General features: G+C 59.7%; 21 protein-coding genes. 8 read left to right on the top strand and 13 right to left on the bottom strand.

Annotated elements, in window-relative coordinates; translation table 11 throughout:
* Window positions 1-349: 349 nt before the first annotated feature.
* From AC3RLQ_RS28605 to hflX, 4 genes are all read right to left on the bottom strand, one after another.
* Window positions 350-715, bottom strand: coding sequence for a hypothetical protein (locus tag AC3RLQ_RS28605; RefSeq protein ID WP_493032043.1), 366 nt, complete (start codon window positions 713-715; stop codon window positions 350-352).
* A 453-nt stretch (window positions 716-1,168) separates the two neighbouring features.
* Window positions 1,169-1,741 (bottom strand): hypothetical protein, encoded by a 573-nt coding sequence (locus tag AC3RLQ_RS28600; RefSeq protein WP_493032041.1) that lies wholly within the window; start codon window positions 1,739-1,741, stop codon window positions 1,169-1,171.
* Between the two features lie 616 nt (window positions 1,742-2,357).
* The gene (locus tag AC3RLQ_RS28595; RefSeq protein WP_493032039.1) at window positions 2,358-3,131 is read right to left on the bottom strand and encodes an SDR family NAD(P)-dependent oxidoreductase; all 774 of its coding nucleotides are present in this window, start codon (window positions 3,129-3,131) and stop codon (window positions 2,358-2,360) included.
* Window positions 3,132-3,361: 230 nt separating this feature from the next.
* Complete coding sequence (gene hflX / locus AC3RLQ_RS28590) at window positions 3,362-4,690, bottom strand: GTPase HflX (protein WP_493032037.1); 1,329 nt, start codon at window positions 4,688-4,690, stop codon at window positions 3,362-3,364.
* 71 nt (window positions 4,691-4,761) lie between these two features.
* Between hflX and AC3RLQ_RS28585 the strand changes: the two genes are divergently transcribed.
* Complete coding sequence (locus tag AC3RLQ_RS28585) at window positions 4,762-5,256, top strand: hypothetical protein (RefSeq protein ID WP_493032035.1); 495 nt, start codon at window positions 4,762-4,764, stop codon at window positions 5,254-5,256.
* A gap of 9 nt (window positions 5,257-5,265) precedes the next feature.
* Here the strand turns inward: AC3RLQ_RS28585 and AC3RLQ_RS28580 are convergent, their stop codons facing one another.
* The 4 genes from AC3RLQ_RS28580 to AC3RLQ_RS28565 all read right to left on the bottom strand — a co-directional run bounded on the left by AC3RLQ_RS28580 (window position 5,266) and on the right by AC3RLQ_RS28565 (window position 8,867).
* A complete protein-coding gene (locus AC3RLQ_RS28580) occupies window positions 5,266-5,817 on the bottom strand; it encodes a PH domain-containing protein (protein WP_493032033.1) in 552 nt (183 codons plus the stop codon).
* Between the two features lie 40 nt (window positions 5,818-5,857).
* Window positions 5,858-6,811 (bottom strand): sugar phosphate isomerase/epimerase family protein, encoded by a 954-nt coding sequence (locus AC3RLQ_RS28575; protein WP_493032031.1) that lies wholly within the window; start codon window positions 6,809-6,811, stop codon window positions 5,858-5,860.
* A gap of 80 nt (window positions 6,812-6,891) precedes the next feature.
* Window positions 6,892-8,184 (bottom strand): ATP-dependent Clp protease ATP-binding subunit ClpX, encoded by a 1,293-nt coding sequence (gene clpX / locus AC3RLQ_RS28570; protein ID WP_493032029.1) that lies wholly within the window; start codon window positions 8,182-8,184, stop codon window positions 6,892-6,894.
* 44 nt (window positions 8,185-8,228) lie between these two features.
* Complete coding sequence (locus tag AC3RLQ_RS28565) at window positions 8,229-8,867, bottom strand: hypothetical protein (RefSeq protein WP_493032027.1); 639 nt, start codon at window positions 8,865-8,867, stop codon at window positions 8,229-8,231.
* 166 nt (window positions 8,868-9,033) lie between these two features.
* On the opposite strand from AC3RLQ_RS28565, the gene AC3RLQ_RS28560 reads away from it, so the two are divergent.
* Window positions 9,034-9,387 (top strand): hypothetical protein, encoded by a 354-nt coding sequence (locus AC3RLQ_RS28560; protein WP_493032025.1) that lies wholly within the window; start codon window positions 9,034-9,036, stop codon window positions 9,385-9,387.
* Window positions 9,388-9,396: 9 nt separating this feature from the next.
* Here the strand turns inward: AC3RLQ_RS28560 and AC3RLQ_RS28555 are convergent, their stop codons facing one another.
* The gene (locus tag AC3RLQ_RS28555; RefSeq protein ID WP_493032023.1) at window positions 9,397-10,173 is read right to left on the bottom strand and encodes a hypothetical protein; all 777 of its coding nucleotides are present in this window, start codon (window positions 10,171-10,173) and stop codon (window positions 9,397-9,399) included.
* A 120-nt stretch (window positions 10,174-10,293) separates the two neighbouring features.
* Between AC3RLQ_RS28555 and AC3RLQ_RS28550 the strand changes: the two genes are divergently transcribed.
* Both AC3RLQ_RS28550 and AC3RLQ_RS28545 read left to right on the top strand, forming a co-directional pair.
* Window positions 10,294-11,205: a DUF2167 domain-containing protein gene (locus AC3RLQ_RS28550; protein ID WP_493032021.1), complete on the top strand. Its 912-nt coding sequence runs from the start codon at window positions 10,294-10,296 to the stop codon at window positions 11,203-11,205.
* 3 nt (window positions 11,206-11,208) lie between these two features.
* On the top strand, window positions 11,209-12,285 hold the full coding sequence (locus AC3RLQ_RS28545; RefSeq protein ID WP_493032019.1) for a hypothetical protein: 1,077 nt from the start codon (window positions 11,209-11,211) through the stop codon (window positions 12,283-12,285).
* A gap of 7 nt (window positions 12,286-12,292) precedes the next feature.
* Here the strand turns inward: AC3RLQ_RS28545 and AC3RLQ_RS28540 are convergent, their stop codons facing one another.
* Complete coding sequence (locus AC3RLQ_RS28540; protein WP_493032017.1) at window positions 12,293-13,279, bottom strand: alpha/beta hydrolase family protein; 987 nt, start codon at window positions 13,277-13,279, stop codon at window positions 12,293-12,295.
* 61 nt (window positions 13,280-13,340) lie between these two features.
* Between AC3RLQ_RS28540 and AC3RLQ_RS28535 the strand changes: the two genes are divergently transcribed.
* From AC3RLQ_RS28535 to AC3RLQ_RS28520, 4 genes are all read left to right on the top strand, one after another.
* Window positions 13,341-14,012: an RlpA-like double-psi beta-barrel domain-containing protein gene (locus AC3RLQ_RS28535; protein ID WP_493032015.1), complete on the top strand. Its 672-nt coding sequence runs from the start codon at window positions 13,341-13,343 to the stop codon at window positions 14,010-14,012.
* 66 nt (window positions 14,013-14,078) lie between these two features.
* On the top strand, window positions 14,079-14,654 hold the full coding sequence (locus AC3RLQ_RS28530) for an RNA polymerase sigma factor (RefSeq protein WP_493032014.1): 576 nt from the start codon (window positions 14,079-14,081) through the stop codon (window positions 14,652-14,654).
* Window positions 14,651-17,515: a DUF1549 domain-containing protein gene (locus tag AC3RLQ_RS28525; RefSeq protein ID WP_493032013.1), complete on the top strand. Its 2,865-nt coding sequence runs from the start codon at window positions 14,651-14,653 to the stop codon at window positions 17,513-17,515. Before AC3RLQ_RS28530 ends, AC3RLQ_RS28525 begins: the two co-directional genes overlap by 4 nt.
* Window positions 17,516-17,527: 12 nt before the next feature.
* Window positions 17,528-18,823 carry a DUF1501 domain-containing protein gene (locus tag AC3RLQ_RS28520; RefSeq protein ID WP_493032012.1) on the top strand — a complete coding sequence of 432 codons (1,296 nt, stop codon included), beginning with the start codon at window positions 17,528-17,530 and terminating at the stop codon, window positions 18,821-18,823.
* Here AC3RLQ_RS28520 and AC3RLQ_RS28515 read toward each other — a convergent pair whose 3' ends face one another.
* From AC3RLQ_RS28515 to AC3RLQ_RS28505, 3 genes are all read right to left on the bottom strand, one after another.
* Window positions 18,824-21,955: an efflux RND transporter permease subunit gene (locus AC3RLQ_RS28515; protein WP_493032011.1), complete on the bottom strand. Its 3,132-nt coding sequence runs from the start codon at window positions 21,953-21,955 to the stop codon at window positions 18,824-18,826.
* Between the two features lie 35 nt (window positions 21,956-21,990).
* On the bottom strand, window positions 21,991-23,241 hold the full coding sequence (locus AC3RLQ_RS28510; RefSeq protein WP_493032010.1) for a TolC family protein: 1,251 nt from the start codon (window positions 23,239-23,241) through the stop codon (window positions 21,991-21,993).
* Window positions 23,242-23,344: 103 nt separating this feature from the next.
* The gene (locus AC3RLQ_RS28505; protein ID WP_493032009.1) at window positions 23,345-23,848 is read right to left on the bottom strand and encodes a hypothetical protein; all 504 of its coding nucleotides are present in this window, start codon (window positions 23,846-23,848) and stop codon (window positions 23,345-23,347) included.
* Window positions 23,849-23,889 lie beyond the last annotated feature (41 nt).

Genomic DNA, 23,889 nt, shown 5'->3' with positions numbered 1-23,889 from the left:
GCCATTCCCAGGCCCAAGCTCAGTCCATTCCTCTGCCAAAACCAAAACCCCACATCCGCTGCCAAGCTGCCCTCTGACTCATTCCGACTCAATTCTTTCTCTGCCCCCTCTGCCTCTCCGCACCTCTGCGGCAAACTCGAACGTCCCTGCCTCTCTCCAACAACAGGATCATGCTCAACATCAGTGCAATCCGTGTTCAAAACTCCGCCCCTCTGCCTCCGGCCATTCCCTTGTTCACCATTCCCTTGCGATTCACAACGCCTCTTCAACACCCAAACACCGGCACCTCCTAAGAAGTGCCGGTGTGAATTAGAATAGATTGCTCCGATCCGTCAGAGCCATCAATCAATCAATCATCAATCACCACGCGGCTGATCACGCGATTGTCACCATCAGTGATGTACTGCACGCTCACCGGACTGCCCACACGAACGCGTGCGTTCAGCATGTCCTGGGTGATCACCTTGCCGCTCTTGGTCACATAGACCACTTCCTTGCCGTAGCGGTAAGTCACCGGGCCGGTCTCCTCTTTAAGGATGAAGGTCGATCCGGGCACATACTCCGTCAGAGTCCCGGTGCTGGTGGTTGTCTTCACCGTTGTCTGCGTCGAGCCGTCCGCCTGGACAGTCGTCGTCTTGGTGGTGGTCGTATCCTGCGCGAGAACAGCGGATGAAGCGATAAGCGCGAAGGCCAGGCTGTAGATTTGGGTTTTCATAAGAGACGTTAGGGTTGGGTTGTAGCCCACTGTTTGAGAATTCATTCACTGGGCGAGCAACACCCTGCGCGAGATCCCCCGCCCATGAAATGGGGTGAAACCCGCCTTCTTCATCGCACCAGATCCAGCAACCACATCCGCGTGCGCCCCCTGAATAACAGCCCCTCTCCGCGTCCCACACTCAGTCCATTCCTCGGCCAATCCATTCCCTTGCCAAAAAACAAACGCCCCCTCTCGCCCAGCAACCCTTCAAAACCCCACCTCCACCTCTGATCCGACTTCCGTGTATTCAGTGTATTCCGTGGTTCAACTCGGGTCCCTCCCGGCCTCCGGCCATTCCCTTGCTCCTCATTCCCTTGCAAAAAATAACACGGCCAAATTCCCCCCCCGAGTCCCCTCTCGGGAACTAAGGACAAACCACCGTCAACAACGGTCAACCACCGTCAACAACCGTCAACTCCCCCTCCGCTCCCTCACCATCGCCGCAATCTCCTCCGGCGTCGCACACGCCACCGCCCCCACCTCAGCCGCAGCCACCCGCCCCTGGCAGTCCACATCATACAGCCTCGCCATCTGCCTCAGCGCCCTCAACCGCACCGACAGCATGGGCGCCGGCACCAGCGCAGCCCCCTCACTCTCGCTCGCAGCCTTCACCTCAGGAACCCCAAACGTCCCCACCACCGTCTCCCACAGCGCCACACTCACGCACTCCCGCAGCGCCACCAAATCCTCCTCCGACCTCGGAGCCAGCGGCGGCAAAACCCGTTCCCGTTTCGGAGCCAGCGCCGCCCGCGCCATCCGGATTTCCCACCAGTGCTCCCGCACCTTCCCCAGTCCCACCCTCAGCACCTTCGCCACCTTCCGCAGCGCCAGCCCTCGGCGCACATGCAGCTCAAACACCAGCTCCGTATCCGTCAGCCCTTTGACCCGCGCCCCCCTCACCCACCGCCGCAAACTCGCCATCTTCACCCGCCGACCCGCCCTCACCCCGCCTCCGCGGGCCTTTTTGGAAGAAGAAATAGCCATGATCTGAAAAGTAAAAATTACACATGGTAGCAACTGGTATTCATCACCCGACCACCACATCATACCACAACCCTTGGGCCCCATTTTTCAAATTCAACCCCTTTCTTCAAAGAACCTCAATCCCATCCAACACCATGCCTGAGCAGATGGCTTGAAGTACGACAGACACTCCTGTCTGTCGGCCAGCGCATCGCAAGCACCCACGACCCACGGACCAAGTCCTGCCCCCATTCGCAGAGTCCTCCCCCATGCCGCTCTGCACCACCAAGCGCAGACGAATCTTAGTACGACAGACACTCCTGTCTGTCGGCCAGCGCATCGCAAGCACCCAGAACCCACGGACCACATCCACCCCTCCCACAGCGCAAACAGACCCTCCCCCAAACCCCACCTCCACCTCGGATCCGACTTCCGTGTATTCAGTGTATTCCGTGGTTCAACTCCGGTTCCTCTCCGCCTCCCTGTCCATTCCCTTGCTCCTCATTCACGTTGCAAAAAATAACCCCACCAAACCACCCCGCCCCACCACACCAACAAAAAGCCCCGCGCCCCCTCTCAGGAACTCAGGGCAAACCACCGTCAACAACGGTCAACCATCGTCGACAACCGTAAACTCTCACCTCAAGTTCACCGCGCCCCCATCAATCGGATACGAACTCCCCGTCACAAACGACGCTTCATCACTGCACAGATACAGCGCCAGCGCCGCAATCTCCTCCGGCTTCGCCATGCGCCCAATCGGCTGCGCCTCACTCAGCTTCTGAAACATCTCAGCCTCCTGCCCCGGATACGTCTTCGCCAGATACCCGTCCACAAACGGCGTATGCACCCGCGCCGGAGCGATGCAATTGCACCGGATCCCCTGCTTGATAAAATCCTTCGCGATCGAATACGTCATCATCAGCACCGCGCCCTTCGTCATCGAATAAGCAAACCGGTCCGCCAGCCCCATCTGCGCCGCGATCGAGCACATGTTGAGGATCACCCCCTTGTTCACTGTCGTCATGTGCGCCAACGCCGCCTGCGCGCACGCATGCACCCCCTTGATGTTCACCCGGTGCAGACGGTCCATGTCCTCCTCCGCCGTGTTCAAAGCATTGCCGATGTGCGCGATGCCCGCGTTGTTCACCAGCACGTCGATCTTCCCATGCTTCGCCGCCACCTCATCAAAAATCGCCTTCACCTCCGCATAGTTCCCCACATCACAGGCCGAACCCCGCGCACTGCCCCCGGCAGCCACAATCTGGTCCACCGTCACCTGCGCCCCCTCCTGCTTCAAATCCAGCACCTCCACATGCGCCCCCTGCTTCGCAAAAAGAATGGCAATGGCCTGACCGATGCCCGATCCGGCTCCGGTGATGATAACGGTTTTATTGGCGAGTGAGAACATGAGCAGAAGTAAACAATGATTGGCAGCCCTTTTTTACGCACGTTCCCCTTTTCATCCAAACAATTCTCAGCAGAAACCCAACGTAACCGGGGCATTCCTGCCCCGTCTGAATCCCCACCCTTTTTTGCATCCCTTTTTGCGCCTCTTTGCGGCCAACCCTTCCGACTCTGGCCAACAACCGTCAACCACAGTCAACAACGTTCAGCCACCGTAAACTCCCTCCCCCAATCCTACTTCTTCCCCTTCTTCTTCCCAGCCTCCGGATCCACCGGCAGAAACGCCGCAAACCGGCTCTCAAACCGCTTCGGCAGCACGCACTGAATCTCCGCCCGGCCCGTCTCATAATCCTCGCTCAGCATCTTCCCCTCCTGATGGATCAAAGCCACCAGATCCATCCGGTCCAGCGGCAGGCTCAGCGTCAGCCGCACCACCCGGTCGATCATGAAATCATGCAGCCGGTGCAGCAGATCCTCCATCCCCTGCCCCGTCTTCACCGAAATCGTCACCGCCTCAGGAAAGTCCCTCTTCAGCTCCATCAGCCGCGGATCATCAATCAGATCCACCTTGTTCAGCACCAGCAGCACCTTCTTGTCACCCGCCCCCAGCTCAGCCAGCACCTTCGACGTCGTCTGGTAAAACTCCACCGCCTGCGGCGAGCTCGCATCAATCACATGAATCAGGAAATCCGCCTGGATCGCCTCCTCCAGCGTCGCCCGGAACGACTGCACCAAATCGTGAGGCAGGTTCCGAATGAACCCCACCGTATCCGTCACCAGCAGCGGCTGCCCGTCCGGCAGCTCCATCCGCCTCGTCGTCGTGTCCAGCGTCGCAAACAACTTGTCCTCCACATACGCATCCGACGCCGTCAGCTTGTTCAGCAGCGATGACTTCCCCGCATTCGTGTAGCCCACGATCGCCGCATGCGGCACCGGCGTGCGCAGGCGGTCCTTGCGCATCGTCTCCCGCTGCTTCTTGACCTCCTCCAGGTCCGCCTTCAGCTTGTCCAGCCGCTTGCTCGCCAGCCGTCGGTCCACCTCCAGCTGCGTTTCACCCTCACCACGCGCCGCACCCGCACCACCCACCCCGCCGCCGGCGCCACCGCCCTGACGGTCCAAGTGAGCCCACATCCGCGTCAGCCGCGGAATCGAATACTCCATCTTCGCCAGCTCCACCTGCAGCCGCGCCTCACGCGTCTTCGCCCGCATGTTGAAAATGTCCAGAATCACCTCATGCCGGTCGATCACGCAGATGTCCCCCTCGCTCTCCCACGCCCGCTGCTGTCCCGGACTCAGCTCGTTGTCCCACACAATCACATCCGCCCCCAGCTCCTTCGCCTGCTTCATCAGCTCCGCCGACCTCCCGCTGCCAATCAGGTAGCGCGCCGTGTGCTCCCGCGCAAAAACCAGCTCCTTGCCAATGATGTTGATCCCCAGCGTCCCCACCAGCTCTGCCAGTTCCTCCAGCAAATCAGTCGCTTCCTGCTTCTGCCGCCGGTCAAAGTACGCACCGACCAGAAAAGCGTTCTCAACGGCATTGGGTTTTTCTCGAATGTCAAACATGGGGTCCTCAGTATGGAGCACGCCAGCGCATTGCCAAGCTGCGTATTCCATGCCATGAACACCCAACCCACATGACACGCCGCCTCCTTCTGCTCAGCCTCTGCCTCGGTCTCGCCGCCTGCGATTCCTCAGACACCGCCCCCCTCCCGCTGAACCTCTATGAGTGCGATGCCGGCGAAGCCGCCGTCCGCCACCTCATCACCCTCCTGCCCGACATCAATCCCGGCGTCCCCAAAAGCTACTCCATCGTCCTCGGCGAGATCAACCGCGACGGCATGACCCCCGCCACCGACGAATTCACCAAACGCTTCGCCGACCTAAAGCTCAAATTCGTCAACGCCCAAAACCTCAAAGTCATCGAGCCAGACCACACCATTGCCGAATCCGACACACGCCTCGCCGCCTTTGTCCTCCAACTCCGCAGCCTCCAGCCCACCAGCGCCACCACCTGGACCGCCGAAGTCGGCTGGAGCTACAAAAAGGAATTTGCGCGCATTAAAATGCACCTCGAAGTCAAAAATGGCAAAACCAGCGTCGTAAACGCCGAAAAAATCGAAGGCTCGTAATTTCGGGCATCAATGAAAGGCCGCGCCGCCATCCTCAACATTGTCCACGTCCATCTGCCGCACACGCTTCCGATCACGTTCAATTTGCACCGCCGTGCGCAGTTTTTCACGCACGTTCTCAATCCCCGGAATGGCACGCATGGAAAGTGTGGGAGTCGTGGCGTCTGAAGTGATCAAGGTCATGTTGCCCAGACCGACCAAACGCAGCAAAAAGGGCTGTTCCATCGTGTAATCTCGCACCCGGAAAAGCTCCATTTCATCGGTCTTTTTGCTGAGAATTCCGGAACGAATGCGCAAACGCTGGCTGGTCAGTTCATAAGTTGTGCACTTCGTCGCCCACCAGCGGAAGACCCACATCAAAAACGGAATGATCAGCGCCAGATACCCCAGCGCTCCGATGCCAGCAGTCGCCAGACCGAACACCGTGGCCGCCACTGCAATCCCCGCAGCCAGCAGGATGCAGAAAAAGTAGTACCAGAAATGAACCCACTGGGAGGTGTGACCCGACCAGAGATTGGTTTCCGCTACGGGGGCAGGAATGGGAGCGTCTTCTGTAGGCATGGTGTGCGAGGGTGTGTGAGTTTAGGAAGCGGTTGGAAAATCAGAGCATCGACTTGATCTCATCAAGGGCCTGCTTGGTACGCTTGATGCCTTCGATTTCAGTGTGCTTGTCGCCTTCGTATTCGATGCCGATGTAGCCATTATAGCCCGCCTTGACGACGATGTTAATCAAACGCTCGAAATCGAGTGTCATTTCGCGGCCTTCTCGGCGGTCTTCGGTGTAGAATTTGCCAGCACCCGTGTCCCAATCGTAGGCCTTGGCGCTCATGCCTTTTTTCACCCAGGGCATGAACTCACGCAGGCCTTTGTAGGGGTTGTAGAGCTCACCTTTGACGCGGTCGGTGTAGAAATTGCCAAAATCCGGCAAAATGCCGACGCGAGCGTGGTCTGCGGCTTTCATCACGCCAGTGAGCCAGAGGCCGTTGCTAGAGAGACCTCCATGATTTTCCACGACAACGTAGAGTCCACGCTTGTCGCCTTCGACGCAGAGACGATGCAGGCCATCTGCCGCGAGTTTCATCTGCTCGTCCCAGCTCAGCTTCGGATCGCTGGCGGCATTCACGCGAATGCTGTGGCAGCCGAGGGTGGAAGCGGCGTCGAGCCACTTGAGGTGATTTTCGACGGTTTTCGCACGTTTGGCCTCATCGGGATCTCCGAGATTGCCTTCGCGGTCGCACATGATGAGCAGGCCTTTCACGCCTTCGCCTTCCTGGCGCTTTTTCATTTCGCCGAGGTAAGCGGCGTCAGTGGCCTTGTCGAAGAACATCTGGTTCACATACTCGACGCCATCGATGCCCAAGCTGCGGGCGATCTTGCAGAAGTCGAGATGCTCGTGGCGCTCTGCGTTGCCTTTCCCCAAAATGCCTTTGTTCAATGACCATTCAGCCAGCGAGATTTTGAACGGCGGCTCCTTGTCGGCGGCAATGACTTGGCGTGAACCTGCAGCAGCAATGGCTGTGGTGACGAGTTGAAGGAAGTGGCGGCGGGAGGTCATGGGTGTGATAGCACCCACTATGATGTGAGGAGTCCCCAAAGCTCCAGCAGAATTTTTGCCCCGACTTTGTAACCCGAAGCCTATGCCGCCTTGCGTTCCACCCGCTTGCGCAGCATGGCGGCACGCTCGCCCTTGACGACGCCTTCGTTGATGGTGACGCCGCGCACGTCCATCCGGCTTGGCACGTCATACATGACGTCCAGCATGATGCGCTCGAAGATGCTGCGCAGTCCGCGTGCACCGGTGCCGCGCGTCACCGCCTCCTTGGACATGGCAAGCATGGCGTCACGTGTGATGGAAAGCTCCACGCCGTCCATGTTCATGAGTTTCGCGTACTGTTTGATCAAAGCGTTCTTCGGCTCAGTCAGCACTCGTACGAGTTCCTGTTCCGTCAGCGACTCCAGCGAGCAAACCACCGGCAGACGGCCGATGAACTCCGGAATCAGGCCAAACGACAGCAGGTCCTCAGGTTCGACTTCGGCCCTGGATTTCGCGCCCTCAGGTTTCACGGCCTGGGAATTCACAAACCCCATGGTCTTGCCGCCACGGCGCCGTTCCATGAGTTTGTCGAGGCCGACAAAGGCTCCGCCGCAGATGAACAGAATGTTTTCGGTGTTCACCTGGATGTACTCCTGCTGCGGATGCTTGCGTCCGCCTTGTGGTGGCACATTGCATACAGTGCCTTCGATGATTTTCAGCAGCGCCTGCTGCACGCCTTCTCCTGAGACATCACGGGTGATGCTCACGTTCTCGGTCTTGCGGCCGATCTTGTCGATTTCGTCAATGTAGACGATGCCCATCTCGGCGCGGGCGACATCGTAGTCCGCCGCCTGCAGGAGCCGCAGGACGATGTTTTCCACGTCTTCGCCGACGTAGCCGGCCTCTGTCAGCGTGGTGGCATCCGCGATGCTGAACGGCACATTGAGAATGCGTGCGAGAGTCTTGGCGAGCAGCGTCTTGCCACAGCCCGTGGGTCCCATAAGCAGCACGTTGCTTTTTTCGATCTCAACATCATTGGGGTCGGGTAGAGCGGTCGTCACTTTGCGAGGGGCTCCGCTGCCGGCACGCGTGGCCTGCTGCTGGGTGTGCAGGATGCGCTTGTAATGATTGTGCACCGCGACACTGAGCACCTTCTTTGCCTGAGACTGGCCGATCACATGCTGATCCAGCAGCGCGGCGATGTCCGCCGGGCGTGGCACCAGCAGCGCCGGCCCACCCTCGGAATCGACCGAGGTTTCCTTGTCGAGGATGTTTTTACAGACGTGAATGCAGTTGTCGCAAATATACACCCCCGGACCTGCAATGAGTTTTTTGACCTCTGCATGGCTTTTGCCGCAGAAGGAGCAGAGAGTAACGTTGGAGCCGCGTGCCATGGTTTTTGGGGATGGGAGAATGTCGCACGGAAGCAGGATGCACGTCAAGGTGCCGCTTCAAGAGAACGCAAAACAACCTGACCCGTGTCATTCCGCCCATACCATGCATTGAGTAATACGCCTGAAGCCGGTCGTGAGATCAAAATGCTGTTCTGCGAAAGAGACGGATTTGCGAGTATCAGCCCCTTAGGGTCTTGGATCTCCCACTGCTGCCCCCACAATTGCGGGGGCAGCTTCCAAGAAACCGTATCCAAGCCCTGAATCACCGCACCGGGTGGAACCTGAGCCGGGTCCATCAGCCATGCCTGCGGCACCAGAGTTCGCAAAGCCACAAAGTGCTGCTGGCGCAATTCCTGGCTCCAAAATGAGCGCAGCGCCGGCAGATGCAACAGTGCCTGCTCCAATGGAGAATGGGCGAGTGCTGCACTGCCCCCCACGAGTTTCAGCCCCCCTCGATCCTGTGCATAATTGAATGACAACCAAAGATCTGAGTCCGCCCCCTTTGCGGGGGCCAGGGAAAGCCAGTGCGCCAAAAAATCACCCAATGGCCCTGCGATGCGGCCTTTCGTAACACGCGCCTGCAAGACTTCACGTGCCGCCATCCAGCGCATGATCCGGTAGCCGGCAGAATCGACAGCTTCGCGCTGCGATCGGGGTAATGGTTCCAACAAGTCAGGTATCATGAGTTCTGCAGCCGCTGTCTAAATGCAGACAGTCACCCCCGTCAAAACGAGAGATTGCGGCGAAAAGATGTTTATGATAATTATATAGCCCGTGTTGCGCATTTCCGCCAGCCCCCTCCTTCCGCAACGCCAGCCAAAAAACTGGATGTCTGGGGGCTTTTCAATTTTGGAGCTGCTCACCGTCATCTGCCTGGTCGGCATCTTCAGCAGCATTGCACTTGGCTGGTACGGCGGAAACCAAAGAGTCGTGATTGAGCGTGTGATCAATCAGCGAAACGCGCAGGAAATTGTCTCTCTCGGGGTCTATGCCACGATGGGTGGTGCGGATTTTGTGGTGCCGGGGGACAAACTGGCGACTGCAGCCAAGCTGATCGGCGGCGTCACCGGCAAGCAAGGGATGTGGAAGGACAAACTTTTCAGCCTCACCAACATGCGGCCCAGCGATCTGCCAGGGGCGCTGACTTTTGTGAAGTTCGAGTCCGACCTGCTGCTCTATGACCCCGAAGGACTGCAGCGTTGATCCGCTGAGTTAATCGACGCTCACTTCCACATTCAACGTGGCGGGCAGTTTCGATGCTTCAGCAGCATTGGCCGCAGCCGGTTCATCAGGAAAAATCACCACGATTTCGCGAATGCCGCCCTGATCGTGCGCTTTTTGTTCCTTGAGCACCCAGTGCTGCATAAATTTGGCCACCGAAGTGCGGCTGGCTTCGCGCACGTGCTTGATTTTGCCCGGCACCGCGGCGCGGCGTTCCAGCATGGGGGTCAATCCTTTCTCCAGTTCGGCCATGTTCTCCGCCGCATTGAACCGCAGCCAGCCAGCCTCGGACTTTTTCTCCATTGTTTCCGTGCGGATCGCCGGCGGCAGCGAAGGCCGGATGGCGGGTGCGATCACCACACAACGTCCGTTTTCGACTGTGAGCTTCCACTCATCGGAGAGCTTCAAATGGTAACGATAGACCACCATCGCGCGGATCTCCGCCACGGTGGTGCCGAGGTAAACGGCATCGTTGAACAAGGTCTTCGTGTCATACTTCGTGACGGTCTCCTCGGTTTCCATCGTGGCCAATTCCAGGACATCCCCCTGAGTGGAGGCGATGCGTTTCACGTTTTCATGAAAGCTCTCGGTGATGGTCTGCTTCTGGAAATGCTCTACCAGCCACTTCATGCCAAAACCTGAATCCACCACCTTCCAAACCACGAGGCCACCGATGACCACCAGCGCCAGAAACGTCAGGGCCAGTGTGGAGAGGCATCCTGGCCCGCGGCGCGGCGCGGGTGCTGGAGCAGAATTTGGTTCAGCCATGGAATAAATAATGAGTCAAAGCCCCCTGAACATGCGGCCTAAGGCTTCCTCTGCCAATTACGAATCTGGTAAAAACCTCACCTTGACGATCTCCCGCAGCCCCTGCGAGACTGGCGACGCATGAAGTCCTCATTTCTCTCACGCGCTGTGCTGCTGGCCTGTCTCGCAGTTTTCTCCACCTCTCAGGCTCAACAGCCCGCGAATCAGAACTTGGAGGAGCAGGAGAAAAAGCTGCTGGATGACATGGAAAAGGTCGGCTGGGTGCGTGAAGGCGCAGGAGATCTCGGCGGCGTGGCCAAGATCGCCATCCCGAAGGGCTACCGCTTCACCCACGGCAGCGGCACCAGCCGTGTGCTGGAATTGTTTGGCAATCTGCCGCAGCCCTCCGCATCCGGCATGCTCACCACCGAGGGATTCGGCCCCTGGATCATCTTCGGCTATGACGACTCCGGCCATGTGAAAGACGATGAGAAAAACGACATCAATGCGGATGAGCTGCTCGCACTCCGCCGCGAGGGACTGGCGGAGTCCAACAAAGTGCGCAAGGAACGTGGCATCCATGAACTGGCCATTCTTGGCTGGGCCATGCCGCCGCGCTTCAATGACACCACCAAGACCCTTGAGTGGGCGATAAGAATCCAAAGCCTGGACGGGACGGGCGGCGAGTCTGTGAACTATGAGACGCGGCTGCTGGGCCGCACGGGTTCCATGAAGGTGCAGCTCGTGTGCGACCCGGCGGAGTTTCAGCCGCTGCTGACCGAGTTTCAGAAAGTCATGGGTGGCTTCTCCTATGTCGAAGGTCAGCGCTACGCTGAATTCCGCGAAGGGGACAAGGTGGCCAAATACGGCCTAACCGCGCTCATTGCCGGTACTGGTGCCTTCGCCGCAGCCAAGATGGGTTTGTGGGGGAAACTCGGCGTGCTCATCGCCAAGATGGGAAAAGGAATCGTCCTGGTTATTGCGGCAGCGCTCGCAGGCTTGAAAAAACTCTTCAGCACAATCTTCGGCTCGCGTCAGCCCCCAGGCGAATAGCGCATGACCGACGGCCAGACGCTTCTCGCAGTCTTCGTGCTGCTGTATCTCATCGAGTGCCTGCGCCTCGTGCCATCCACGGCCTGGATGGCTGCGGGCACGGGCAAGTCGGGCTGGAGCCCGCTGCGGCCATGGATGCGGCTGCAAATCGGCAGTGGTTCGCCACTGCTGCTTTCTCCTCTGCCGCCGATGCAGGCGCATGCAATAGCCCTGCCATGGTTGTTTGTGCCCGAGCAGGATTCGCTGCGTGTGCGATTGACCGACAGCATGAGCGTCAGCATTGCATGGGACAAGCTGGCCCCACGTGTCGAGGAAAGCACGCTGCATCTCGACGCCGTGACCCGTGTTCGCCTGCCTTCCAAAACGCTGGCTGAACTTTGGCAGCAAAGGCTCACCGAATGGCGAGGCCTGACACCTGAGCAGCGCCGCAGCGCATTCCTCAAGCACGCCCGCACGACACTCGACACGAAGTCTGCCAATACAGCCGCCACGGCCACCTCGCAGCTCACCCGATCACTGCGGCTGTGTGCCACGATTCACTTCATGTGGTGCTTTGGTGTGATGAGCGTTTTGTATCATCGCTTTGGCGACAGTCTGATCGTGCTCACGGCTGCGGGTGTGCTGCTGCTGCTGCAATTCATCCAGTCATGGCTCTTTCTGCGCAGCACCCGGAAAAACCGCGTCATTGTTCCTCATCGGCGCTGGCGCGCGCTTGGGATTGCCTTCCTGCCGCAGCTGGCAATGCGTGCCTTTGATGTCGTGAATCTGACCACGGATGCTGAACCGCCGCATCCACTCGCCTGGCGTGGACTGATGGATGACAAACGCTGGCTGGAAAGTGCGCGTCTGTTTTGGCGTGAGTCACGCTACGTTCCAGGCTGGCCTCAAAACGAGTCGCTTCCGCTTGAAGCCGAGGCACTGGAAAAATTCTTCCGTCATGAAGGCATCGCAGAAGCTGATTACGATCCGCCCGCGACGGCCAAGCTTCCCACCTGCCCGCGGTGCCGTGCTGAATTTCAGAGCGGCATGACCGCCTGCTCTGACTGCGGTGGCGTGGAGCTCCGGCAACCAGCGGCTTAAGCGGCCTTCACTGAGGAACGTGACGCAGCATCCATTCGGCCATTTCTGCGTAGATTGGAAAATCAGTGATCAGCACGTTGTCGTGATCCGCGCCGGGGATTTCAACCCAGCGTTTTTCGATGCCGGATGGCAGCGCGTCATATAGAAGGCGTCCACACTCGATGGGGATCACCCGGTCTGACGTCCCATGTGCGACAAGCACCGGGCATTTGAGCTGGGGAACCAGAGCGAGGGAGTTCGCTGCGCTGACTTCCATGTGTGCCTTTCTTTGATAAAACCAGCCTGTCATGTGGCTCCAGACTGAACCCAGCCACTCGCCCACCCAGCCGGAGGTTTGGTGGCGCACCACGTGGTCCAATGAATCGAAGGTGGCAACCAGAACGGCAGCACGCCAAGGCGCATCCTTTTCCACCGCTGAGCGGATGCTGACCGCACCTCCCATCGACAGCCCCATGATGCCTGCGGGTTGCGGATTGAAGCCGAACTTCGCTGCGGCCTCATGCAGCGCCAGGGCTGGAAGGTGGGCCTCCCGCGCGCCATAGCAGGCGGTTGTTGCCGGGTGATCGCCATGAGCAGGCAGGTCGAGCAGAATGCAACGAAAATCCACGGCGCAGAATCGCTCTGCGACGAGCAGGTAGTCCTCCTTTCGACCACGGCGGCCATGCACGAGCACCAGATTTCCCACCACGCTTCCGGGTGCTGGCAAGGTGAGACCTTTCAGCGTCATCTGCTCACGGATGACCTGCCCGCGCTTTCCAAGTTCTCCCTGCGAATTGGGCTCACAGACGAGACATGGGGTGCCATCGGCACAGGTGAAGGATTTCAACGCCACGCCATGTGCCGCCGGACTGGACAGAAACTCATGGTGATAATCCTGCAGAGGCCTGCGCGGCGGATGCGCCAGCTGGTCTGCGGCCAGCCAGCCGGCCAGCCAGCCGGCCAGCGGTGGCACCAGCAGAAGCGCGGCCCCCAGGATGACTCGTTTTCTTTTCACTGGTCGATGATGAGCAAGATTGTGCCTAGTGACAATCTTGTTATGTTCGCAAAAGCAGAACATGAACTTTTCCGCACTTCTTCGATTCCTTGCCATTTCGGTGCCCGCAGTGCTGGCCAGCTGCGCCAAGCCTGCCTATGAGGTGCGCGGATATGCCTCCTACATCGCGGATCAATATGCAGGCCAGTACACCACCTCAGGGTCCATCTATCAGCCGCAGGGCTGGACTGCCGCGCACAACACCCTGCCATTCGGAACGGTGGTCAAGGTGAAGAACAACAGCAACGGACGAACGGTGAACGTGACGGTGACCGACCGCTTCCCCTACTATCCGAACCGCGTCATCAATCTCTCCCGCGCCGCTGCCGAATACATTCAGCTTCCCTATCGCCAGCTCGGCGATGTCACGGTGACAGCCAAAACCCTAGCCAGCGGTGCTGCGCCAGCGGCAAACTACAGTGCTCCTCCAGCCAGCTACGGTCCTGCTCCAGCCAGCTACGGTCCTGCTCCAGCCAGCTACAACACGCCGGCTCCGGTCAAACACAGCACACCGCCGCGCACGGCGTACAAGGCGCCCAAAACGTATCACGCTCCTCCAGCCGCCAGCAGCTACCGCACGCCCAGCACGGTGCCGCCTGCAGGGTATGGCACCGGTGCACCGCCCCCGGGGTATGGCACGACGGCCATGCCTGCGGGCATTCCGCCGCCACCGCCAGGGTATGGCGGAAGGTGAGGCCGCTGCAAAAGCAGCCACATTTTTCTGCCACACTTTGGAATCGAGCGTCCATATCCACCGTGCATGGATTCTCTCACGCCGCCCAAAACTCCGCAGGATGCCGAACTCGCCAGACAGGTGGAAGCCGGTGACGACGCAGCGTTTCGTCTGCTGATGCAGCGGCATTTGCAGCCGCTACGAGGCTATCTGGCGCTGCGGGCACCGGTGCCGGATTTGATCGATGAAGTGGCGCATGACGCCTTTGTCTTCGCCTATCAGAACATGAAGGACTTCACCGAAGGGTCCATGCAGCCGTGGCTGCGCACCATCGCCTACAACCAGCTGCGCGACCGGATGAAGGCGTATGCGCGGGACTTCACCAAGCACGAACGCTACTCCGAGCAGGTGCGCTGGGAGATGGCGCTGGAGGCTTCTGAAAAACCCGTGAGTGATGAATCAGATCATCTGGCGACCTGTCTTGAGAAGCTGCGCCACCATCAGCGTACCATCCTGGATCTGCGCTACGAGATGCAGCTCAGCTGCGAGGAAATCGCGCAACGCACGGGCCGCAGCACGCTCGCGGTGCGCACCGTGCTGATGCGTGTACGCCAGCAGCTGCGCAAGTGCATTGAACTTCACCTGGAGCACAAAACCGCATGAACACCGACGAAGCGATCGACAAAGCTTTGGAGGGGGTGCTCTCCAATCATGAATGGCAGGTTTTGATGAGCGACCCCGACACGCTCAAGGAGCTGGAACAGCAGCTCGGCATGGATGCGCTGCTGCGTGTGGCTTTGGAAAAAAATGACACTCCTGAAGCACTCGCTGAGGCCATCGAAGCGAGCGTGAATGTGTCATCCGTCGATGATCTGATGCGCAGCATTGAAGAGTCAACCACACGCCGTCGCCCGCGGCGCTGGTTCACCCACCTGCCCCGCTGGACCACCGCAGCGGCGGCTGTGTTGATCGGTTTCATCGGTGGCACTCTCGCGTGGCCGGATTTGTTTCAGCGGCTTGAGCTCGCCCCCGTGGTGGCTCAGCGCACGGGCAAACGTGTCATCATGTACGGACGCATTGTCGCAAACCCACCGGGGCCTCGTGTGGTGGTGGCACCCGAGCCGATGCTGATTCAGCCACCTCTTGCACCTGCGCCTCCAGCTCCGAATCCGCAGACACCGAAGGTGGTGGTCGTGGAGAAAAAAACAGAACCTGCGCCTACTCCACCTCCGGTGACACCGCCCGCCATCAGCATGGGGAACGTCCCCGCACCGGTGCCGGAGAAGATGGAGACCGCGACGATTCCTCCGATGAATCTCGCTTCGAAACCCAAGAACGAGATGCCCATGGAAACTCCCGACGTTTCCACGAAGGTTGATTTCGAGCGCCAGGTATTGCCAGTTTTGGAGCGCTCCTGCTTTGAATGCCACAGCAGCAAACTGAAGAAGCCGAAAGGAGGCATTCGCCTGGATGATCTGGAAGCGATTCGTGAAAAGAGCCAGACGGACAATCTCATCCTGCCGCACAAGGCCTCCAAGAGCGCGCTGGTGAAATCCATCTCTCACAAACCGGGCGACGATGATCTCATGCCGCCGCCCAATGATGGCAAGCCGCTGAGCGCCGAGGAAATTGCGCTCATCCGGAGCTGGGTTGAGGAAGGGGCGAATTTCGGCTCATGGACCTCCATGCGTGCGAAGGAGGTTTCGATCTCGACGCTGAACGAGGCTGTGGATATTACCCAGCTCAAGGCCGTGGCGGCACGCATCGACCAGCTGATCGAACGGGACCTGAGCAAGCACGCGGAGGAGGCGCGCCCCATGGCCAGTGAATTTGTGTGGCTGCGCCGTGTGTATCTTGACCTCGTGGGCCGCATTCCCACTAGTGATGAGGCCAAACGTTTCATCGCCCTCAAGGAACCCGAGAAGCGCAGACGCCTGATCGAAGAGCTGCTGGCCTCCAACGGCCACGTCAGCCACATGTTCAACTACTGGTGCGATCTGCTGCGCGCCAAAGACGACCTGGCCGAAGGTGTGCAGGGGGATTTTTACCTCGCCTGGATCAAACAGAGCGTGCGTGAAAACAAACCTTTCGACGAATGGACGCGTGAGCTGCTGAGCCCCGAAGGCTACGGCTGGCGTGCACCTGCAGCGGGCTATTATCTGCGTGATGGGGAGAACCGCGCCGCAAACATCGAGAGCACGGCCACGCTCTTTCTTGGTACGCAGATTTCCTGCGCGCAGTGTCATGACCACCCCTACAGCCGCTGGACGCGGAAGGAGTACCATCAGTTCCTTGCCTGGACCTCCGGGATCAAGACAGCGTCAAAAGAGGACGGAGTCGGAGAAGTGGGTGGCAAAGCGATCCGCGAAGCAGCCGAACGCTACGACCGCATGGCGATGGACAAGCTGGACTATGAACGGCGGCAAAAAAACCAACGCATCCGAGATGCCCTGCTGGCGCTGCAGCGTGCGGCAGGTGGTGCAGGCGTGGTGAATGGAGAGGGGCAACCTGCCAAGCTGCCGGACGATTACCAATACGCGGATGGCAAACCCGGGGAACTGATCCCTGCGGCTGTGCTTTATGGCGAATCACCAGCCACAGGCGCACGCCCCGCAGAAACTCTGGCGGCATGGGTCACCGCGCCCAGCAACACTCGCTTCGCGCTCACGCTGGCAAACCGACTGTGGGCCAAGTTGTTCGGACTGCCGTTCGCAGGCAGGGTGGATCAGGTGCGTGAAGTGGCGGACTGCGACAATCCTGATCTGGCCCAGTATCTCGTCAATGTGGTGCGCGATTCGAAATACGATGTGCGACGGATTCTGCACATCTTCACCCTGACCCGTGCCTATCAGCGCGAAGCAGGGCTGCCGCCGCAGGATTCTTCGGTGGTGTATCGCTTCCCCGGTCCGGTGGTGCGTCGTTTGAGCGCGGAACAGGTGTGGGACTCGATGATGGCGTTGGCGGTGAAGGACTTGGATTTGAAACTGAATTTTGATCCCCCCGGTGTTGCTGAACTTGAAGCGGCAGTCTCTGCTAAAAAAGCCAGTGAGGTCACCGCTGTAGCCCGCAAGATCGCTGGCAAGGAAGAACGCGAAATGAAGGTGGAGGAACGCCGTGCACGCTTGCGCAAGGAGATGGCACGCGAGTTTGCCGGTGGAGGACTGGAGCGTGCCTCGGAGCTGCCGCAGCCAACGCCTGATGGTCATTTCCTGCGCATGTTCGGCCAGGGGAACCGTGACTTCATCGGTGATGCGTGGAGCTCCTCCACGGTGCCGCAGGCGCTGCTCATGCTGAACAGCGATTTCTTTGACCATGTGGCGCGTTCCGGCAGTCCTTTGTCCGACAGTCTGCGAGGGCTCAACAACATCACCGAAGTCGCGCGTGGCGCCTTCCTGGCTGTGATGACGCGTGAGCCGACGCAGGCCGAACTCGATGCCTGCAAGCTGGCGCTGGGAGATGCGCGCAATGCCAAGGCGCTTGCCCGCACGCTGCTCTCCACCGCTGAATTCATGTTTCAAAAATAACCACGTCACTTTATGAAGAAATCCCTGAACCGCCTTGATGATGTCTCCCGCCGTGAGTTTGTCTCGCGCATGGCCCGCACGTGTCTGGGCGTCAGTTTGGTGCCGCCGCTGGGGCTTGCACGGGCCTTGGAAACGAGCACGCCGAAGTTTGCCAGCCGCATCATTTATCTCAACATGCGCGGCGGCATGAGCCACATCGACACCTTTGACACCAAGCCCGATGCGCCTGCGGGTCATCAAGGGCCGGTGAAAACGATCAAGACCAAGGCGGATGACCTGCTCATCTCAGGGTTCTTTCCCAAACTGGCGGAGCATGGGAAAAAAATCGCGGTGGTTCGCTCCTTGCATCACACGCAGGGGGCCCACGAGCCGGGCGTGTATAAGGTGCTCACGGGTTATGAGATGTCCGCCACGATGCGGCATCCGGCGCTCGGTGCCTGGGTGGCGCGACAGGTGACGCAGGGACATTCCACGCTGCCGCCTTACATTCGCCTCGCGGGTCTCGCGGGGCATCCCGGCAGCGGGTTCATGGATGCACGGTATGCACCTGTACCGGTACTGGATGCCAGCAAAGGCCTGGAACATACACAGCTGCAAAACGGCGACTCCATGACCAATCTGCGCAAACGCAGCGGTCTCGCCGAGAGCTTCAATCGCGACTTCCTGGCACGCTACCCCATGGCGGAGGTCAAAGCGCATGTGGATGTGTATGCCGATGCCATCAAGCTCATGACCAGCAAGGATCTCGATGCTTTCGACATCACGCAGGAAAAAAGCAAGCTGGTGGAAGACTACGGTAATGATGAATTTGGCCAGGGCATTCTGCTGGCACGCAGGCTTGTTGAGAGCGGCACCAAGTTTGTGGAGATCGAACTCGGTGGCTGGGACACGCATGCGGACAACTTTGCCCAGGTGGAATATCTTTCCAGCCGTGTGGACAATGCGGTGGGGACTTTGCTGGAGGATCTGGAGACACGCGGCTTGCTGGACAGCACGCTGGTGGTGCTCACCACCGAATTTGGCCGCGGGCCCAAGATCGAGGGGACGGGACGCGGGCACCACCCCATCGCGTTTTCTTCGTTCATCGCAGGCGGTGGCGTCAAAGGGGGGCAGGCTTATGGCAAGACGGATGAGACTGGGACGCATGTGATTGAGAATCCCGTCACCGTGCTCGACTTTCACGCGACCATCGGAGCGCTGCTGGGAGTACCGCCACAGGAAACCATCTCCGCCGGCAGTGGCGGAAGTTTCAGCATCTATGGCGGCACCGGAGCGAAGCGCGGCGTGCCGATCGCGGCGCTGATCTGATCAGGCTGCTTTGGGCTTTCGCTCGATCCAGTCATAGAGCATCGGCAGCAGCAGCAGCGTGAGCAGCGTGGAGCTGATGATGCCGCCGATGACGACGGTGGCCAGCGGGCGCTGCACCTCGGCTCCCGCTCCATGCGCGAGGGCCATGGGCACGAAGCCGAGGGCGGCGACGAGAGCGGTCATCATGACAGGGCGCAATCGCGTGGAGACACCGGTGAGCACGGCATCGCGGACGCTCATGCCTTCCTCACGCAGTTCGTTGAAGTAGTTGACCAGCACAAGTCCGTTGAGCACCGCGACACCGCTGAGTGCGATGAAACCAACGGCGGCGGTGATGCTGAATGGCATGCCACGCAGCTCTAGGGCGATGATGCCGCCGGTCAGCGCGAGCGGGATGCCAGTGGCGACGAGCAGGGTCTGCCGAATGCTGCCGAAGGCGAAGAAGATGAGCATCAGGATGAGCGCCAAGGCGGTGGGCACCACGATGACGAGGCGAGCACGGGCTTCCTGCAGGTTTTCAAAGGTTCCGCCAAACTCGAAGCTGTAGCCCTCGGGGAAGGTCACTTCTTTTTTGATGCGCGCAGTCGCTTCGTTGACGAAGCCTTCCATGTCGCGGTCCTTCACACCGACGAGGATGGCGGCACGGCGCTGCGTGCGGCTGTGGCGGATGGGCTCCACGGTTTTCTCCGTGTGGATGTCCACGGCATCGCCCAGCGAGAGCATGCCGAAGTCACCGACACGCAGCGGCAGGCTCTTCATGATTTCTTCCTTGGCACGATCTTCCTCCGGCAGGCGCACGACGATGTCACGCTTGCGATTGCCTTCGACGACCTGGCCGGACACTTCCCCGCCGAGACCGGCAGAGACGGCATGATTGAGCTCGGCAAGGGGGACGTTGTACTTGGTCAGAACATCCCGCTTCACCTGCATCACGACGGTGCTGGTGCGACCGTCTGTTTCAAGCTCAGCGGATCCTCCCGAAGTAGTGTTGATGATTTCACGAATCTGGCCGGCAAGCTTTTCGAGAACGTCAAATTCGATGCCATAAATACGCACGGTGAGCTCAGCTTTGGAACCTTCCATCATTTCATTGAAGCGTGTCTCGATCGGCTGGCCGAATTCGATGGTCTGGTCATCGTGCTCGCTGAGCGCCTCTTTCTCGATGGCGGCGCAAAGCTCGGCCTTGTTGGTCGGCAGGCCGGGGCCTTTGGGCCACTCGGAGACGGGTGTGTAGAAGACGTAGAAATCCGTTTCATTGGGCGGCATCGGGTCGGTGGCGACTTCGCTGGTGCCGCTGCGGGAGAAAAAGCTGGTGACCTGCGGAAACTTTTCACGCACCATCTTGCCGAGCACAAGGTCCTCATGCAGCGACTCCTTGAGGCTCATGCCGACTTTGCGGTAGATCATCCCGGCGATGGAGCCTTCGTCCAGCTTGGGCACGAATTCGGCCCCCAGTGTGCTGAAGCGCCAGCCGCAGAAAGCAAAGAAAGCGACTGCCAGAAGCACCACCGCCCAGCGCATTTTGATGGCGGCACGCAGCATGGGCTGGAACACGCGATTGAGACCCGAGATGATCCAGTTGTCCTTTTCGGCGACGTTGCCACCGAGGAAGAACGAGCACATCGCGGGCATGAGCGTCAGCGCCAGCAGCAGGGCCCCGGCGAGTGCGAAAATCACGGTCACCGCCATGGGGCGGAACATTTTACCCTCGATGCCCGTGAGCGTCAGAATCGGCAGATAAACGATGGTGATGATGAGCACCCCGAAAAACATCGGGCTCGCCATCTGCTTGCTGCCGGCGAGCACTTCGCGTGAACGCTCTTCATTGGTGAGAATGCGGCCGAGGTGATGCTGCTTGACGCCGATCCTGCGGATGATGTTTTCCACCATGACCACGGCGCCGTCGATGATCAGACCGAAATCGACCGCGCCAAGACTCATCAGATTGCCAGACCATCCACCCTGAACCATGCCACAGATGGCGAACAGGAAAGACAGCGGAATGGCCAGCGCCACAATCAAAGCCGCGCGCCAGTTTCCGAGAAGGATGAGCAGGACGACGATGACGAGCACGGCCCCTTCGAGGAGGTTTTTTTCCACCGTGCCAACAGTGGCCTCGACGAGATCGGAGCGTTCGTAGACGACCGTCACATCCATGCCCGCAGGCAGTTTCTCCCGCAGTTCTTCCAGCCGTGGCGCCACGCGATGGCAGACGACGCGTGCGTTCTGGCCCATAAGCATCATCACGGTTCCAAGCACGACTTCCTCACCGTCCATCGTGGCCGCACCACCGCGGAAGCCGGCGCCCCATTGTACCTTGGCCACGTCCCTCACCCGCAGGGGCTCGATGGCGGCACCGAATTTGATCGGCAGCTGGGCTATTTCCTCCGCCGTGCTGACACGGCCCACACTGCGAATGGTGAGCTGCTCGCCACCGCGATTGATGACGCCGCCACCGGCGTTTTCGACATTGCCGCGAATGATGGCGGCGAGTTCGCCCACGGTCATGTTCGCCGCCTTTAATTTATCGAGTATGGGCTCGACTGTGACCTGACGCTGATGGCCGCCGTTGCTGTTGATTTCCGCCACGCCCTGCACGACGCGCAGATGCGGCTTCACGATGTATTCGTGTGTCTCCCACAGACGCATGAGGCCTTCATTTTCATCAGCGGGTTTCTCTTTGGCCCCCTTCTTCCAATGGAGCGTGTAGTAGAAGATTTCGCCGAGTCCCGTGCTGATGGGGGCAAGGCTGAGCGAGCTGCCCGGAGGCAGATCGCGCATCACGGCGCTCAGCCGTTCGGTGACGAGCTGGCGCGCACGAAAAATGTCCGCCCCGTCTTCAAACTGGATCGTGACCTGGCTGAGGCCAAACTTTGTGAGCGAACGCGAATCGAGCACGCCGGGCATGCCGGAGAGCGCCATTTCGATGGGACGTGTGACAGCGCGCTCGGACTCCTCAGGAGCCAGGGCTGGCACGGCCACGTTCACCTGCACCTGCGGGCCGGTGAGGTCCGGCACCGCATCGATGGGCAGGTGCATGAGTGAATACAAGCCCGCACCGAGCAGGCCGAAAGCCCCCAGCAGCACGAGGGCACGCTGGCGGACAGAGAATTCGAGAATGAAATTGAGCATGATCGCAAAAGATGAGGTTCAAAATGCGATGCGATCTATTTCACCAAAGTGCTGCCCGTGAGCTGCTCAAGCTGCAGACGTGCGTCCACAGCGCCCAGCTGTGAAGTCAGCACGGCTTTGACGGAGGCGATGTACTGACGTTGCAGCTCTGTGTAAGTTGCCAGCGGCAGCGCGCCCAGGCGATAGTGCTCATCGGCTTCTGCTGCCGCCTTGCGAAAGCTTTCCAGCGTGTCGGCCGGCCATTTGGCCAGCTCCTCGGTGTGAATGCGATAATGACTGGCCTGCGCCGCGACGTCACGCTCGAGCTGGCGCATCTGGGCGGTGAGCATGACTTCCGCCTGCACCTCCTTGGCTTTCGCGGTGTCGATGGCCCCCTTGTTGCGGTTCCACAAGGGCAGCGGAATGGAAACACCGATGCCCACCTGGGCTTCCCGCGTGAACGTCGTCTGCTTCTGGAGGTAAGTCTGCACAGTGATGGACGGCCAGCGCTCGTTTTTGGCAAGAGCCACATGGTAGCCCTGCTGCTCCACATCAATGAAGCGGGCACGCAAAGCGAAGTTTTTCCGGCGTGCCTCGGCCAGCAAGAACTCGAGCGGTGGTGGTGGATTGAGCACGAGATCCTCCATGCGCAGCTCCAGTGGATGCTCGGCTTTTTCTCCCAGAAGCTGGTTCAGCTCAAAGCGTGCGGCGGCCAGTTCGTTACGCGCCAGGGTGGCCTCCGCGCCGAGAGTGAGCGCGCTGGCCTGAATGATGCGTGCCTCCAGGCGCGGCGCGGCACCGGCGGGATCACGCTGCAGGAGCACCGAGGCGAGGGACTGGAAGCGCTTCGCCACTTCATCGGCGGCCCGCGTCTGTTCCTGCGCCGCCAGCAGCTTCCATGAGATGGTTCGCACCCGCCCGGCAAGAGCCGCACGGAACTGAACGATCCCGAGCTGGGCCAGCTCAATGTCTTTTTGCGCGATGGCCTTGCGCAGGGAGAGGCGCCCGGGCCAGTCGAAGGTTTGCGTGAGCTGCACCGCCCAAGTGGGACCATCGGTCACTTGGTTCGTGGCGAGATCGCGAATATGCCAGTTGCCGACGCCGACCATCAGGTCCGGGTTTTTAATCTCCCCCGCCTTGGTTTTTCCGCCTTGGGCGACATCGATCTGGGCCTCGTAATAACGAAGCTCCGGGTGTGTGGCCAGAGCCTTGAGCACAAGGGAGTTGACTGAGACGGGTTCCGTTTCGCCACTGGCGGGCAACTGAAGACAAACAAGCAGAGAGAGAAAAAGAGAAGAAAGTTTCATGCGCGTAATTTGAGTATGGATGGTGAGTCTTGGGCAAGGCGGATTCATCCGCAGCATGTGCCCGCAGTGTCCGCTTTTGCGGACCGGAGATTCAACTCATTGCTCAACAACGCATGACGGTCCTGCCCGACTTCAGGGCAAGCCCCTGCGACCATGAGTTCCTCTGCAAGCGCCCGACCGCAGCAGCCACAACAGGCTTTGGGAGGCGGCAACAGGCCACGACATGCGCAGGGACCGCCGCTTTGACGATGCCTTGCGTGGAAGTCATGAGTCGCTGCGCACGTGAAGCGTCATCGACTTGTTTGAATGCCAGCACGTGGTCCGATGCATTGGATGCTGGCGCTTCGGCAAAAGCCACCAGCACTCTGCAAAGCGCGTCATGCTCATGAACCGTCAGCTCAGCGGCGGACTTGCCGGCATGAGAGAGCACCACCATCAGAGCTCCTTTGTTGGACACACCCACCTTCACGGCGTGATCACCGTCAATCATAGCCGCCGCCATGCAGATGGCGGGCGCGACTCCATGAGAGGAGAGCATCCAGCCAATCAGCAGCAGCAAATGCACCAGCCGGACGAGCGGCTTGGAGTCATGGCGGTGAGATTTCATGCGTGTATGTAGGATAATAACGCACAGCCCGGGCAATTTCC

This window comes from Prosthecobacter sp. GW821-HT29F12 (genome assembly GCF_058803405.1).
The sequence above is the reverse complement of the archived record's forward strand: the minus strand, read 5'-3'. Positions and strand labels throughout refer to the sequence as shown.